The 14,928-nt window shown below is 69.4% G+C and carries 12 protein-coding genes; 6 read left to right on the plus strand and 6 right to left on the minus strand.

Annotated features, from left to right (window positions below):
* Nucleotides 1-9: 9 nt before the first annotated feature.
* Nucleotides 10-1,416: a protoporphyrinogen/coproporphyrinogen oxidase gene (locus tag ACT53O_RS09620; RefSeq protein WP_036318342.1), complete on the minus strand. Its 1,407-nt coding sequence runs from the start codon at nucleotides 1,414-1,416 to the stop codon at nucleotides 10-12.
* Nucleotides 1,413-2,624 carry a uroporphyrinogen decarboxylase gene (gene hemE, locus ACT53O_RS09625; protein ID WP_476152105.1) on the minus strand — a complete coding sequence of 404 codons (1,212 nt, stop codon included), beginning with the start codon at nucleotides 2,622-2,624 and terminating at the stop codon, nucleotides 1,413-1,415. Before hemE ends, ACT53O_RS09620 begins: the two co-directional genes overlap by 4 nt.
* Before the next feature lie 12 nt (nucleotides 2,625-2,636).
* Between hemE and ACT53O_RS09630 the strand changes: the two genes are divergently transcribed.
* The 3 genes from ACT53O_RS09630 to ACT53O_RS09640 are packed head-to-tail and all read left to right on the plus strand — an operon-like array spanning nucleotide 2,637 to nucleotide 6,224.
* Nucleotides 2,637-3,935 carry a glutamyl-tRNA reductase gene (locus ACT53O_RS09630; protein ID WP_347417412.1) on the plus strand — a complete coding sequence of 433 codons (1,299 nt, stop codon included), beginning with the start codon at nucleotides 2,637-2,639 and terminating at the stop codon, nucleotides 3,933-3,935.
* Nucleotides 3,932-4,888, plus strand: coding sequence for a LacI family DNA-binding transcriptional regulator (locus ACT53O_RS09635; RefSeq protein WP_135949711.1), 957 nt, complete (start codon nucleotides 3,932-3,934; stop codon nucleotides 4,886-4,888). The genes ACT53O_RS09630 and ACT53O_RS09635 overlap by 4 nt, the downstream gene beginning before the upstream one ends.
* Nucleotides 4,889-4,937: 49 nt before the next feature.
* Nucleotides 4,938-6,224 (plus strand): MFS transporter, encoded by a 1,287-nt coding sequence (locus tag ACT53O_RS09640; protein ID WP_135949710.1) that lies wholly within the window; start codon nucleotides 4,938-4,940, stop codon nucleotides 6,222-6,224.
* Nucleotides 6,225-6,253: 29 nt separating this feature from the next.
* Here ACT53O_RS09640 and ACT53O_RS09645 read toward each other — a convergent pair whose 3' ends face one another.
* From ACT53O_RS09645 to ACT53O_RS09660, 4 genes are all read right to left on the minus strand, one after another.
* The gene (locus ACT53O_RS09645; protein WP_135949709.1) at nucleotides 6,254-6,952 is read right to left on the minus strand and encodes a hypothetical protein; all 699 of its coding nucleotides are present in this window, start codon (nucleotides 6,950-6,952) and stop codon (nucleotides 6,254-6,256) included.
* A 61-nt stretch (nucleotides 6,953-7,013) separates the two neighbouring features.
* Entirely contained in the window at nucleotides 7,014-7,907 is an 894-nt protein-coding gene (locus ACT53O_RS09650; RefSeq protein WP_476152109.1) for a TatD family hydrolase, read from the minus strand.
* Nucleotides 7,908-8,049: 142 nt separating this feature from the next.
* On the minus strand, nucleotides 8,050-9,615 hold the full coding sequence (gene metG, locus ACT53O_RS09655) for a methionine--tRNA ligase (RefSeq protein WP_036317458.1): 1,566 nt from the start codon (nucleotides 9,613-9,615) through the stop codon (nucleotides 8,050-8,052).
* A gap of 74 nt (nucleotides 9,616-9,689) precedes the next feature.
* On the minus strand, nucleotides 9,690-10,703 hold the full coding sequence (locus ACT53O_RS09660) for a LacI family DNA-binding transcriptional regulator (protein WP_036317459.1): 1,014 nt from the start codon (nucleotides 10,701-10,703) through the stop codon (nucleotides 9,690-9,692).
* 233 nt (nucleotides 10,704-10,936) lie between these two features.
* Between ACT53O_RS09660 and ACT53O_RS09665 the strand changes: the two genes are divergently transcribed.
* The 3 genes from ACT53O_RS09665 (at nucleotide 10,937) to ACT53O_RS09675 (ending at nucleotide 14,826) form a co-directional block, all read left to right on the plus strand.
* Nucleotides 10,937-12,190 carry a sugar ABC transporter substrate-binding protein gene (locus ACT53O_RS09665; RefSeq protein WP_135949707.1) on the plus strand — a complete coding sequence of 418 codons (1,254 nt, stop codon included), beginning with the start codon at nucleotides 10,937-10,939 and terminating at the stop codon, nucleotides 12,188-12,190.
* 73 nt (nucleotides 12,191-12,263) lie between these two features.
* A complete protein-coding gene (locus tag ACT53O_RS09670) occupies nucleotides 12,264-13,892 on the plus strand; it encodes an ABC transporter permease subunit (protein WP_135949706.1) in 1,629 nt (542 codons plus the stop codon).
* A gap of 1 nt (nucleotide 13,893) precedes the next feature.
* Nucleotides 13,894-14,826, plus strand: a complete 933-nt coding sequence (locus tag ACT53O_RS09675; protein WP_135949705.1) for a sugar ABC transporter permease — start codon at nucleotides 13,894-13,896, stop codon at nucleotides 14,824-14,826.
* Nucleotides 14,827-14,928: the final 102 nt, after the last annotated feature.

Consider the following 14,928-nt stretch of genomic DNA (forward strand, 5'->3'; position numbering starts at 1 on the left):
ACGGTGCTCCTAGGAAACCGGGTGGGTGTGCAGGAAGGACGACGGCGGGGATGCCGCGAGCGCGCTGTCGAGACGTGCGGCGAGATCGCGGGCGTGCGGAATGACGGAGGCGAGGCCCGTGCCGGCCACGGCGGCCCCGGCCAGGTGGATGCCCGCGGGCAGGTCGTCGGGCGCGGCGGCGCCGACGACGGCATCCGTCCACTCCTGCACGACCAGGTCGACGACGTCGGCCGCGGCCACCTCGACGCCGGTGAGGATCGACACCTCGCGCGCGACCTCGTCGGCCGTGGCGAGAGTACCGGCGGCGGCGTCGCGAGCGGAGAGGCGCACGAGGTGGATGCCGTCGGGCGTCGCGGCGCGCGCCCAGTCCCACTTGGCGGTGATGTGCGTGAGGGCCTTGGCCGCCGTCGGCAGCGCGGCGTCGACGATCACGCCCGAGCCGACGGGTTCGGCGGCGAGGGCGGGGTGGGCGATGGCCGCCGCGACGAGGCGGACCGCCGCCGCCGGGGCGCGCGTCGAAACGCCCGCACCCGCCAGAAGGCGCGCCGCCTCCGCGGTGCCCGTCGCGATCACGACGTGACGCGCCGAGAGTGACCCGCTCGCCGTCTCGACCACGAGCGCGTCGGCCTCGGCGCGCACGGCATGCACGGCGACACCCGTGCGGATCTGAGCGCCACGCGACGCCGCGGCCTCAGCGAGCGCCGTCGGCAGGCGCCACATGCCCCCTGCGATGCCGCCGACGGCGGCGCCGGCACGCTGACCGGTCGCGATCGCGTCTGCAGCCTCGAGAAGCGATCCGCGCGCGACGAACTCGCGCCACAGACCGGGGTGCAGCTGCGACAAGCGGGCCTCGGCGGCGGGTCGCGAGTAGACGCTCCGGCAGAGCGTGTCGACGAGCCGATCGGCGACGCGGACACCGAGACGTTCGGCGACCAGGTCGTACAGCGACGGCTCCGCGTCGGCGGCGACGGGCACGCGGCGCTCGTCGCGCGCACGCGCGGCGCCGTCGGGGCCGATGATCGCGACGACGTCGTCGGCCTCCGGGTCGGCCGGGATGCCGAGCACGGTCCGCCGCGGCAGGCGAGCCCGCCGCACGCCGTCATCCGTCGCGACGGCGAGCCAGGCCCCCTGGGGCCGGGGCGCGACCAGTTCGAGATCGAGCCCGGCATCCGCGACGAGCGTCGCCACGGCATCGGTGCGTGTCGCGAACGACTCCGCGCCGAGATCGATGTCGACCCCCGCGAGCGTGCCGCGGCGCAGCAGCCCGCCCACCTCCTCCGCCGCGTCGACCACGACCACGTCACGTCCGGCACGCGCCAGCTCGTGTGCCACGACGAGCCCGCCCATGCCGGCGCCGACGACGACGACATCGGCGCCGGTCGCGGCTGCCGGCGCGCTCGTGCGAGAGGTGGTCACCGCGCGGACTCCGCGGGTGCGCGCCAGTCGTGAACGGTGCGCACCAGATCGGTGAGCACGGTGGGGTCGGTGTTCATCGGCACACCGTGGCCGAGGTTGAAGACATGTGCTCGCGCCGCCAGCCCCGAGGCGAGGGCGGCGTGGGCCGCCCGGCGACGCACATCCTCGGGGGCGAACAGCAGCGCGGGATCGAGGTTGCCCTGCACCGTGAGATCGCGGCCGATGCGGGTCACGGCGTCATCGAGGTCGACGCGATAGTCGACGCCGATCGCATCGACGCCGATCGAAGCCATGTCGGCGAGGATCTCGCCGGTGCCGACACCGAAGTGGATCAGGGGCACATCGAGACCTTCGCCGCGCAGCGCGCGAACGGGCTCCAGGGCGGCCGCGGATGCCGGCAGCACGGCGCGCCGATAGTCGGCGGGAGCAAGCGCTCCGGCCCACGAGTCGAACAGCTGCGCGGCGCTCGCGCCGGCACGCACCTGCAGGGCGAGGAAGCGCCCGGTCACCTCCGCGAGCCAGGCCGTGAGGTCCGCCCAGGCCGCGGGGTCGGAGTGGATGAGGCTGCGGGCGCCGAGGTGGTCTTTCGACGGGCCGCCTTCCACGAGATAGGCGGCGAGGGTGAACGGCGCGCCCGCGAAACCGATGAGCGGCAGCGGCTCGCCGCGCTGCTCGCCCTCCTCCGCCAGCATGGCGACCGTGCGCTGGACGGCCTCGACGACCGCCTCGCCGCGCTCCTCAACGAGTGCCGGATCGATCCGCACGAGCGCGGCGATCTCGGCGGCGGTGCGCACGGGGTTGCGGAAGACCGGGCCGCGGCCGGCGGCGATCTCGACCTCCACCCCGACGAGGTGGAGCGGAACGATGATGTCGCTGAAGAACACCGCGGCATCCACTCCGTGCCGGCGCACCGGCTGCATCGTGATCTCGCTCGCCAGCTCCGGGCTCAGACAGGCGTCGAGCATCGTCCCGGTGGCACGCAGCGCCCGGTACTCGGGAAGCGAGCGCCCGGCCTGCCGCATGAACCAGACGGGGGTGATCTCCGGACGATCGCCGCGGAGGGCGCCGACCAGGCGAGAGGTTGAGGTGCCGTGCGCGGTCAGGGGATGTGCGGCGGCGGTGGCAGAGGCGATGATGATGCTCCCGTGGGACGGACTCGAGTGGGCGTTAATCGTTATACTAACCTCGTTCCCTTTCGTTCGACTCACGACTGGACCCGCGTGCTCGTCTGCCTCTCCGCCCATCAGCGCACCACGCCTCTCGAAGCGCTGGAGCGACTGTCGGTGGTCGGCGACACCGTCGCCACCGACCTGACGGCGGCGCACGAGAGCATTCGCGGAGCCGTGGTCCTGGCCACCTGCAATCGCTTCGAGGCCTATTTCGATCTGGCCGACAGTCCCGACGACGCCTCGCCCCTGCCGGCGATGGATGCCGCGATGGAGCGCCTCGCAGAACTGTCGGCACTGCCCTTCCGCGACGTCCGCGAGACGGTCGAGTTCGCGCACGGCAACCATGTGGCGCAGCACCTGTTCTCGGTCGCGTCCGGTCTGGACTCGGTGGCCGTCGGTGAGGATGAGATCGCGGGACAGGTGCGCCGCGCCCTCGACGCGGCGCGTCGGGAGGGTGTGACCACCGCTCCCCTCGAACACCTGTTCCAGCGCGCCACCGAGACCTCTCGGGCGGTGAAGAACTCGACCAAGCTCGGCGAGTCGGGGCGCTCCCTCGTTCGTCTGGCGGTCGAGCTCGCCGGCTCGCGCGTCGCCTCGTGGGAGCAGGCGCGCGTGCTCCTCGTCGGCACGGGGCGCTACGCCGCGGCATCCCTCGCGGCCCTGCGCGACGTCGGCGCCGTCGACATCCGCGTGCACTCGCGATCGGGACGCGATCGCTTCGCGAAGCGCGAGCACCTGACGACGGTGACCGCCGATGCATTCGCCGCCGAGGCGGCCCGCGCCGACGTGATCGTCACCTGTACGACGACCACCGATACCTTCGCCCTCGATCTCGAGAGCCACGGTGCGGCCCGTGCTGCGGTGTCGACGCCGCAGCTGATCATCGACCTCGGGATGCCGCGCAACGTGGATCCGGGGCTGCGCTCGCTCCCCGACATCGAACTGCTCGACCTCGACACCATCCGCGTCCACGCGCCGATCGACGAGTTCGCGACCATCGGCGAGGCCCGCCTCATCGTGCAGACCGCCGCGCAGCGTCATGCGATGGCACGCCGCGTGCACGAGGTGGCCCCCGCGGTCGTTCAGATGCGCGCGCATGTGCACGCCGTGCTCGACCGCGAGATCGAACGCGCGCGCTCCCGCGGCGCGGGAGCCGAGACGGAGGCCGCCCTGCGCCACTTCTCCGGCGCGCTGCTGCACGACCTGATCTCGCAGGGACATTCCCTCGCCGCCGCAGGTTCGGGTTCGCAGTGGACGAGTGCGGTGGACACCGTCTTTCCGCCCGCCGCGGTCGCCGCACCCGCGGCCGTGTCCACGGGCGACGACGCCGAGGACGGCGACCGCGGATGACGCGCGTCACGCTCCGCGACGTCGCCGCGCGGGCGGGGGTGTCGACGGCGGCGATCAGCCAAGCCCTGAACGGTCGCGGCAACCTCAGCGCGGAGACGCGCGAGCGCATCAAAGCAGTGGCGGCGGAACTGGGCTACGCGCCCAACAAGCACGCGAGCGCGCTGCGCAGCGGCCGCACGATGTCGATCGGCTTCGTGATGGCGGCAAACTCGCTGCAGGACGGTCGGCGCGCACTGCAGCGCGCGCGTCAGCTCGACGCGCTCGTGGAGGCCGGCGCGACGCGCGGATTCACCGTGACGGTGCTTCCCGACAGCCGTCCCGACCTGCTGGCGGGGGCGCAGATCGACGCGCTGTACTTTCCCGATCCCGCCGATGACCGCACGATCCTGCGCGATGCGGTGGCCGCCGGCATTCCCGTCGCGGCGAACGACCTCACCGTCCCGGGCGGGGTCCTCACGATCCGCACCGGCTACGCGGCGGCCGTTCGCGCGGGTCTCGCCCACCTGGCCGAGACCGGCGCACAGCGCATCGGCTTCCTCGTCGACGAGAGCGAGGTGCCGCGAGATCAGCTCGGCGAAAGCGCCTACCTCGCTTGGAGCGCCGTCAACGGCCGCACCCCGCTCGTGGCGCGGGTCGATGCCGGGCGCCGGCGGCTCGTACCCGCGCTGCACGAACTACTCGAGGCCGACGCCGACGCCGTGTTCGCCTACTGCGAGGAAGGGCCGGAGATCTACCTGCATCTCGAGCAGATCGACGTCGTCATGCCCCGGGATCTGCAACTGCTGGTGCTGTGCACGATCGAGTGCGACATGAACGCGCGCCTGGGGATCACGCACCTGTGCCTGCATCCGGAGAAAGCCCCCGAGGTGATGTTCGCCGCGCTCGACGCCGGCGATCCCCCGCGCGCGATCGAGCTGCCCTACGAGCTGGTACGCGGCTCGACCACCCGCTGAGTCCACCCGCCCCGCCCCCTGCCCGCCCCGCGCCGCCTACGATGGCGTGGTGCCCGTCGCCGACCGTCCCCGTTCCGTCGGCGAGATCATCGCTCCCCGCCGCCTCGGGCGTGACTTCCGCTGGTTGCTGAGCTCGTCCTGGACGAGCAACCTCGGCGACGGGATCGCCCTGTCGGCATCCCCGTTGCTCATCGCCTCGCTCACGAGTTCGCCGATCCTCGTAGCCGGCGGTGCCATGATGCAGTACCTGCCATGGCTGCTCTTCGGCCTGTTCGCGGGGTCTGTGGCCGACCATCACGACCGCCGCCGGCTCGTCATCGTCGCGAACGCCCTGCGCGCCCTCGTCGTCGTGGGCCTGGTCGTGTTCCTCGTGACCGGCGCCGTGAGCGTGTGGATCGTGCTGGTCGCCGCGTTCCTGTACGGAACAGCGGAGGTGTTCGCCGACACGGCTGGCAGCACGCTGCTGCCCATGCTCGTGCGTCCCGCGGACCTCGGTCTCGGCAATGCCAGACTTCAGGCCGGCTATCTGGTCGCGAACCAGCTCGCCGGTCCGCCGCTGGGCGCGTTCCTGTTCGCGGTGGGATCGTTCTGGCCGTTCGTCACCCAGATCATCTGCGTGACACTGGCCATCGTGCTCATCGCACGCATCACCCGCACGCCGATCCCGGATCGCGACGCGGCGGATGCCGAGCGGCCGGCGCAGCCGATCCGCGAGGGTCTGCGGTGGCTGCGGGCGAACCCGCCCGTGCGCACGCTGGTCATGATCATCCTGGTCTTCAACATCACGTGGGCGGCACCCTGGGGCATTCTCGTGCTGTACGCCACCGACCATCTCGGCATGGGTCCGGTCGGCTACGGAGCGCTGACGACGGCATCGGCTCTGGGTGGGCTCGTCGGTGTCGGGATCTTCGGCGCGCTCGAGAGGCGCGTCTCGTTCGCGACGCTCATGCGGGTGTGTCTGACGCTCGAAGTGATCATGCACCTCGCCTTCGCGCTGACGACGGTGCCCGCGATCGCGTTCGTGATCATGTTCGGCTTCGGCGTGTACGCGTTCGTCTGGGCGACGATCTCGACCACCGTCCGCCAGCGCCTCGTGCCGTTGACGCTGCAGGGCCGCATCGCGTCGGTGAACATGGTCGGCGTCTTCGCGGGGCTCGTCATCGGTCAGGCCCTCGGCGGCGTGATCGCTCAGACCTGGGGACTCACGGCCCCCTGGTGGTTCGCGTTCGGCGGATCGGCGTTGACGCTCCTCCTCGTCTGGCGCTCGATCTCATCGATCGCCGCGGCGAAACCGGTGCTGGCAGAGCCGGATGGCGGTGCCGACGACCCGCGGTGACGGCGCACACTCGTCCGCGCGTGTCGATCTCATCGTCCCAGCGTCGTGATCTCCAGGTCGAGAAACGGCAGGCTGTCCCGTGGCAGCACGATCGTGCAGACGACACCGTCGTCGGCACGGAACCCGCACGCGTAGACGAAGGGGTCGGTGTCGATATGCAGGCCGGAACGGTCCCGGCCGTCGACGGTGAGCGACGCCGGGGCCACGACCGCCGGCGTCGCGCGCCAGCCACCGGCATCCGGAAAGCTCATGGGAACCGCGGGCAGACCCAGCTGTTCGCGGTAGACGTTGCGCAGCACGTCATTGGTGTGGTCGATGAGCACCGGCGTGAGCGCGTGCCTCTCCGGTTCGGGCGATGCCTGCCATGCCGTGCGGACGGCACTCCACAGCATCGGATACCGGAAGAGCTGGGCCTGTTCGGCGAGCCAGGCCGGTCGTCCCCACGGGGGTTCTTCCTCGATGGAACGCCGTGTCTGCTCGTCGAGTTCGATCTCATTGCGCGGATCGGATCGATCCTCGGGGTACCGCCACAGCGTGTACGAGAACTCCACCGTCAGCTCTTCGTGACCTGCCCAGCCCGATGTCTCCGTGAAGCCGGTGATCGGCAGACGAGTGACGGCCGGTTGCGGGAGCAGTTCGAAGACCGGGAACGACACGGCGCGCAGCCTCGCCTCCGAGGCGGCACGCGGATCGGGTGCGTCTTCCGGGAGGAACCCAGCGAACTCCATGGTCCCAGTGTGACGGACGGCGAGCGATCCAGGGGGGTGAAATCCGGCCGATCGGCGCCCGTCAGTCCTCGAACGCGCCGTAGACCTCGAGCGTGTTGGCCGCCAACTGCGCGCACAGCTCGTCGAGCGGCATCCGCAGCTCCTCGGCCATGAAGCGCACCGTCACCGGAACCAGGTACGGCGCATTCGGCCGACCGCGAAGCGGCGTCGGGGTGAGGAACGGTGCGTCGGTCTCGACGAGGATCCGCTCGCGCGGCGTCACCGCCAGCGCGTCGCGCAGGTTCTGCGCGTTCTTGAACGTGATGTTGCCCGCGAAGCTCAGCCAATAGCCGCGGTCGGCGGCGATGCGCGCCATGTCGGCGTCGCCGGAGAAGCAGTGGAACACCGTGCGCTCGGGAGCCCCGACCCGATCGAGGGTTTCGAGAACGGCGTCGTGGGCGTCGCGGTCGTGGATCTGCATCGCGATGCGGTGCTTCTTCGCCAACGCGATGTGCGCCTCGAAGCTCTCGAACTGCGCTGGACGGCCCGTCTCGTCGGTGCGGAAGAAGTCGAGCCCCGTCTCACCGATCGCCCGCACGCGCGGCTGCGCGGCGAGTTCGTCGATCACGGCGATGGCCTCGCCGAGCATGCCCTGCTCGGCATACGCGGGTGCTTCGTTGGGATGTATCGCCACCGCCGCGAGGACGCGCGGGTGGGATGCCGCGGCCCACGCCGACCACCGGCTCGACGCGATGTCGCCGCCCGCCTGGACGGCACCGACGACGTTCACCTCTGCGGCCCGACGCATCTGCTCGTCGAGCGGGAGACCCTCGCCGTCCTCGATCTCGAGATGCGTGTGATTGTCGTAGACGGCGACCGGCAGCGGATCGGGCGCCGGCGGATATGACACGTCGCGTGAACTCTTCTCGCGCACGCGGACGTACGTCGACGGATCAACGGCGTCGCTCACCGGCATCCCCTCTCTTCTTCGATCCGGCGCACTGTTCCCCCCGCGCCTCCGTGTCCCACTCTCTGTCGAAGAGAGCACGTGCGCAAAGCACCTTTAGGGACATGCCGCCCCGCAAGTGGGACACGATGGAGGGGACGGGTGGGACGGGTCAGGGCTGCTCGATCCGGGGGAACAGCGGCTCGAGGCCGTTGACGCTGGTGCCGGGCACAAGGACTCCCCAGCTCCCGGCCTCGCGCAGCGGCTGATCCCGGAGACGCCCCACGTGCCCGAGCGCGACCCACAGCTTCTCGGTGGCGATCGGCATCACGGGGCTCAGCAGCACCGCGAGCGCACGCAGACCCTCCGCCGCCGTGTAGAGCACCGTCGCAAGACGGGCACGCTGAGCGTCGTCCTTTGCCAGCGCCCACGGGGCGTTCTCGGTGATGTAGCCGTTGAGCGCGTCGACGATCGTCCAGATCGCCGCGATCGCCTCGTCCGGACGGAAGCGCTCCATCGCCGCATCGGCCGCCGTCGCGGCATCCGCCACGATCCTCTGGATGCCGAGATCGCCCTCCGTGTACGCGGCGGGCGGCGGCACGATGCCCTCGAAGTACTTCTCGATCATCGCCGTCGTCCGCGACGCGAGGTTGCCGAATCCGTTCGCGAGCTCCGCCTGGTAGCGCGCCGAGAGGTCCTCCCACGAGAACGAGCCGTCCTGGCCGAACGCGATCGCCGACAGGAAGTAGAACCGGTAGGCGTCCGAGCCGAACACATCGGTGATCTCCGTCGGGGCGATGCCGGTGAGCTTCGACTTCGACATCTTCTCACCGCCGACCAACAGCCAGCCGTGCGCGAAGACACCGCGGGGCACGTCGAGACCGGCAGCCATCAGCATCGCGGGCCAGATCACCGCGTGGAAGCGCAGGATGTCCTTGCCCACGACGTGGAAGGCCGGCCACCGTCGCTCGAACTGGTCCGGGTCGGTGCCGTACCCGACCGCGGTCGCATAGTTCAGCAGCGCATCCACCCACACGTAGATCACGTGTGACGGGTCCCACGGCACGGTGATGCCCCAGTCGAACGCCGAGCGCGAGATCGACAGATCCTTCAGCCCCGAACGCACGAACGAGACGACCTCGTTGCGCGCCGACTCGGGCCGGACGAAGTCGGGCTCGGTCTTGTAGAGCTCGAGCAGGCGGTCCTGGAACTCGCTGAGCTTGAAGAAGTAGTTCTTCTCCTGCAGCAGCTCCAACGGCTTCGAGTGGATCGCGCAGACCTTGAGCCCCTCGAACGCACCGGTGCCGTCGACGATCTCCGCCTCCGGCTTGAACTCCTCACAGCCCACGCAGTAGAGCGCCTCGTACTCGCCGGCATAGATGTAGCCACGGTCGTAGAGCGCCTTCACGAACTGCTGCACGCGCTCCTCGTGGCGCGGCTGCGTGGTGCGGATGAAGTCGTCGTTCGCGACGTCGAGGGTCTTCAGCAACGGGAACCACGACTCGGTGACGAGCTTGTCGACCCACTCCTGCGGAGTCACTCCGTTCGCGGCCGCGGCGCGCAGCATCTTCTGCCCGTGCTCGTCGGTGCCCGTGAGCATCCACGTGTCGTCCCCCGCCTGGCGGTGCCAGCGCGCGAGCGTGTCGACGGCGACCGTCGTGTACCCGTGTCCGATGTGCGGCAGGTCGCTCGGATAGTAGATCGGCGTCGTGATGTAGAAGGACTGACCAGATGTCACCCGACGAGTCTAGTTCCGGGCGACGCGCCGGCTCCCGCGTGTGACGTCGAGCCGTCGGTGCGTCGGTGCGCGTCTCAGGCGCTTTCGCGGACGACGAGCGTGGTCGGCAGCACGACGGCATCCGGATGGCCGCCGGCGATCGCCTCCAGCACCATCTCGACCATCGTGGCGCTGATCTGGGCCCAGGGCTGGCGGATGGTGGTCAGCGGCGGCGTGTGCGCCTCGGCGAGCCCCGAGTCGTCGAAACCGGCGAGCGCGACGTCCTGAGGAATGCGTCGCCCCTGCGCAGCGAGCGTCTGGGCGGCACCGACGGCGAGCAGGTCGCTTGCCGCGAACACCGCATCGACGTCGGGCGCGCGCGCGAGAAGTCGAGCCATCGCCTCCGCGCCCGCCTCACGGGTGAACGGCACCACTTCGACGAGGTCCTCGTCGAAGCGGTCGCCGAGTTCGTCGCGAAAGCCGTCGAGGCGGAAACGGCCGCTGGGGGTGTCGAGCGGTCCGGTGATCAGCGCGATGCGGCGGTGCCCGCCATCCATGAGGTGCCGCGTCATCGTGCGTGCCGAGCCCACCTCGTCGATGGCGACGTGCGCAACGGTGCGCCCTTCCCACAGCGGGATGCCGGAGCACACGGTCGGCACGCCCGCGTTCACCAGCGAGCCGAGCAGATCATCGGATTCGTGAGAGGAGACGAGCAGGACGCCGTCGACGTGGCCGGCGCGCACATATCGGGCCGCGTTGGCCTGTTCGCGCTCGGTGTCGGCGATCAGGAGCACGAGGGTCATCCCACGCTCGGAGACCGCATCGGTCGCCCCTCGCAGCAGGAGCGCCATGTTCGGATCCGACAGCAGGACGTGCTGGGACTCGGTGAGAAGGAAGGCGAGCGAGCCGGTCTTTCCGGTCGCGAGGCTGCGCGCAGCCTGATTGGTCGTGTAGCCCGTCGAGACGATCGCGGCATCGACGGCGGCGCGGGCTTCGGGCGACACCCAGTGCCCTCCGTTGAGCACGCGCGAGACCGTTCCGTACGAGACGCCGGCCGCGGCGGCGACGTCGCGGATGGTCGGCTTCTTCGGCACATCGCTGGGTGTCACGAGAGCCGACTCTACCGGTGTCTACAACGAACACGGCCACAACCGCAGCCTTCACTGTAACCGATCACAGTCCCGGGACTGTAACCGGTCACAGTTCCATAACGAACCCGTGATCGCGCACTTTTCGACCGCACAATGGAGGGCGTTCGCACCCGGTGCGACATCACGACAGGGCGGCGGAGCAGCCGAGCTACGGCCCCCCTCCCCCTGTGATCCCAGAGAGAGGCACACCGATGAAGGTGAAGAAGAAGGGCGCCGTCGCCCTCGGACTGCTCGTGGCGTCCGGCATCCTGGCGCTCGCCGGCTGCTCCGGCAGCACGACCGCACAACCGACGACCAGCGGAGACGCACAGGCCGCCACCAGCGGCGAGCTGACCGTGTGGGTCGACGCCGACCGTGCGCGAGCGCTCGAGGATGTGGCGAAGAAGTTCGAGCAGGAGAAGGGCGTCAAGGTCAACCTCGTCGTCAAGGACTACGGCAAGATCCGCGACGAGTTCACCGCACAGGTGCCTACGGGCAAGGGACCCGACATCACGATCGGCGGGCACGACTGGATCGGCGCGTTCGTCAAGGACGGAATCGTGGCGCCGGTCGAACTGGGCGACAAGGCGGCCGACTTCGAGAAGGTCGCCATCGAGGCGGTCACCTACGACGGCAAGACCTACGGCCTTCCGTACGCCATCGAGAACATCGCCGTGCTGCGCAACACCGCGCTGGCCGACTCCACCCCGGCCACCTACGACGACATGATCGCGAAGGGCCGCGCCGCCGGCACGGAGTACCCGTTCGTCGTGGGCCTGGACCCGCAGGCGTCCGACCCGTACCACCTGTACCCGTTCCAGACGTCCTTCGGCACCTCGGTGTTCGGACGCAATGCCGATGGCTCGTACGACGCGAGCAAGCTGTCGATCGGCGACGAGGGCGGACAGAAGTTCGCCGCGTGGCTCACCGCGCAGGGAGACACCGGCACCAAGGTGCTGAACCTCAACCTCTCCGGCGACCTGGCCAAGGAAGCCTTCAACGCCGGCAAGTCGCCGTACTTCCTCACCGGCCCGTGGAACGTCGCCGACGCCCAGAAGGCCGGCATCGACGTCGCGGTCGACGCGATTCCGACGGCGGGCGGCGGTGACGCACAGCCCTTCGCCGGCGTGCAGACGTTCTTCGTGAGCGCCAAGAGCGCCAACGCGCTGATCGCGAACGAGTTCCTCGTGAACTACATCGCCACCGCCGACGTGCAGACGGCTCTCTTCAAGGCCGGTGGGCGTCCCCCGGCACTGACCGCCGCGTTCGACGCCGCCAAGTCCGACCCGATCGTCGCCGGCTTCGCCAAGGTCGGCGCGAACGCGGTGCCGATGCCGTCGATCCCGCAGATGGGCTCGGTGTGGGACGACTGGGGCAAGACGGAGGCCGCCCTGATCAAGGGCGGCGGCGACCCTGCCGCGCAGTGGACCCAGATGGCCGACTCGATCGCCGCCAAGCTCGGTTGACCCCGTGCGGAGGGGTGGGCTCACGCTCGCCCCTCCGCACCCCGATCCCCCCACGTTCCGACAGGAGTCGAAGATGACTGGCCCCACGATCGCCGCGCCGCCCACGCGCGCGCCCGAAGACCGCGCCGCGGCACGGCGCCGCCGACGCGCCGAGGCCTGGGCGGAAGCCGCAGGCGCCGGGTGGAAGGTCTGGCTGGTCAAGATCGTGTGCCTGGGCGTCATCGACGCGATGGCCGTCTATGCGATCCTCGTCCTGCTGACCAAGGACAGCGTCGTCATCGCAGCGGTCGTTGCCCTCGGCATCCTCGCGATCAACGTCGTCTACCTGAAGCCGGGCCTTCTGCCGGCCAAGTACCTGACGCCGGGCCTGGTCTTCCTCTTCGTCTTCCAGATCTTCGTGGTCCTGTACTGCATTTACATCGCGTTCACGAACTACGGCTCGGGACACGTGTCGACGAAGGACGACGCCGTCAACGCGCTGCTGATCCAGAACCAGCAGCGCGTCGAGGACTCGGCCGCCTATCCGGTGTCGGTCCTCGAGAAGGACGGCGCCCTCTTCTTCCTCGTGACCACTCCCGACGGCACCGCCGAGATCGGCAGCGCCGATCAGCCGCTCGAGGCGGCGTCGGATGCCGAGTTCACGGGCGGCCGCGCGGCGGCGCTTCCCGGGTACACCACGTTGAACTTCGCTCAGCTCGTGGCCAACCAGGCGACGATCTCGTCGATGGCGGTGCCCTTCTCCACCGATCCGAACGACGGCACGCTCCAAACCCGCGACGGCTCGACGGCCTACCAGTACGTCTCCACGCTCGTGTGGGATGCCGCCGCAGGCACCATGACGAACACGCAGACGGGCGTCGTCTACACGGACAACGGCAACGGCTCCTTCGCCTCCGCCGACGGGCAGACCCTCGCCACGGGATGGCAGGTCTGGGTCGGCGTCGACAACTTCGTCCGAGCGTTTTCCACCGAGTCGATCCGTGGGCCCTTCCTCGCCGTGCTCGTCTGGACGTTCGTGTTCGCCATCCTGTCGGTGGCGACGACCTTCGCCCTCGGCCTGTTCCTCGCGATCGTCTTCAACGATCCGCGGATGAAGAGCAAGAAGTACTACCGGGTCATCATGATCCTCCCGTACGCCTTCCCCGCGTTCCTGTCGGCGCTGGTCTGGCAGGGAATGTTCAACCAGGACTTCGGCTTCATCAACCAGTCCATCCTCGGAGGGGCGTCGATCCCCTGGCTGCAGGATCCCCTGCTGGCGAAGGTGTCGATTCTCGTCGTGAACCTCTGGCTCGGCTTCCCCTACATGTTCCTCGTCACGACGGGTGCCATCCAGGCGATCCCCGACGACATCCAGGAGGCGGGGCGCGTCGACGGCGCCGGTGTGTGGCAGATCTTCCGCCACATCAAGTTCCCGTTGCTGCTGGTGTCGGTGGCGCCGCTGCTGATCTCCTCGTTCGCGTTCAACTTCAACAACTTCAATCTGATCTACATGCTTACCGGCGGCGGTCCGCGCTTCGCCGACGCATCCATCAACGTCGGCGCGAGCGACATTCTGATCTCGATGGTCTACAAGGTGGCCTTCGTGGGGGCCGAACGCGACTACGGCCTGGCCAGCGCGTTCTCGATCATCATCTTCGTGCTGGTGGCGGTCATCTCCTACCTCAGCTTCCGCCAGACCAAGGTGCTCGAGGAGCTGAACTGACATGACCACTGCTGAGACCCTCCCCGTCACCGGTACGGCATCGACCCCGCCGAGCCCGACCGTCGCCCACGAGACGCGTCGCCGGTTCGGCCGGTGGTTCCGCGAGACCGGCTGGCGCCACCTCGTCGGCATCGCGATGCTCGTCTTCTCGGCGTTCCCGCTCGTCTACGTGCTCTCCGCCTCGCTCAACCCGGGTGGGACGCTGCTGACGGCCAACAGCCTGTTCGCCACGTTCGACATCGGCAGCTACATCGCCCTGTTCCAAGACCCGCTGCGCCCGTACGGCAACTGGTTCGTCAACTCGGTGTTCATCGGGCTGACGACGTCGTTCTTCACCGTCGTGCTCTGCGCGCTCGCCGCCTACGCCTTCTCGCGCATGCGCTTCACCGGCCGCCGTTTCGGACTGCTGACGCTGCTGCTCGTGCAGATGTTCCCTCAGCTGCTCGCCGTGGTGGCGATCTTCCTGCTGATGTCGGCGATCGGCGACATCTTCCCGGCACTGGGTCTGAACTCCCAGATCGGGTTGATCATGGTCTATCTCGGCGGCGCGCTGGGCGTGAACACGTTCCTCATGTACGGCTTCTTCAACACCGTGCCGGCCTCGATCGACGAGGCGGCGAAGATCGACGGCGCCGGACACGCTCGCATCTTCTTCACCATCATCCTGCGCCTGGTCGCCCCCGTGCTGGCTGTGATCGGCCTGCTGTCGTTCATCGGTACCATGAACGACTTCCTCATCGCGTCCGTCGTCCTCGTCGATCCCGACAAGCAGACGCTGGCGGTGGGGCTGTACCAGTTCGTCTCGCAGGAGACGGCGCGCAACTGGAGCGTGTTCGCCGCCGGCGCCGTGCTCGCGGCGATCCTGCCGATGGCACTGTTCCTGGGCCTCCAGCGCTTCATCGTCGGCGGCCTCACGGCCGGCTCGGTCAAGTAGCGCACGATGCGGCCCGCGCCGCACACCACACAATCAGAGGGCTCTGCCACGGATGTCCGTGCAACCACGTCGCACCAGTGCCGACGTGTTGTCGGCGTTCCA

It is taken from the genome of Microbacterium sp. DMC48 (genome assembly GCF_056313825.1).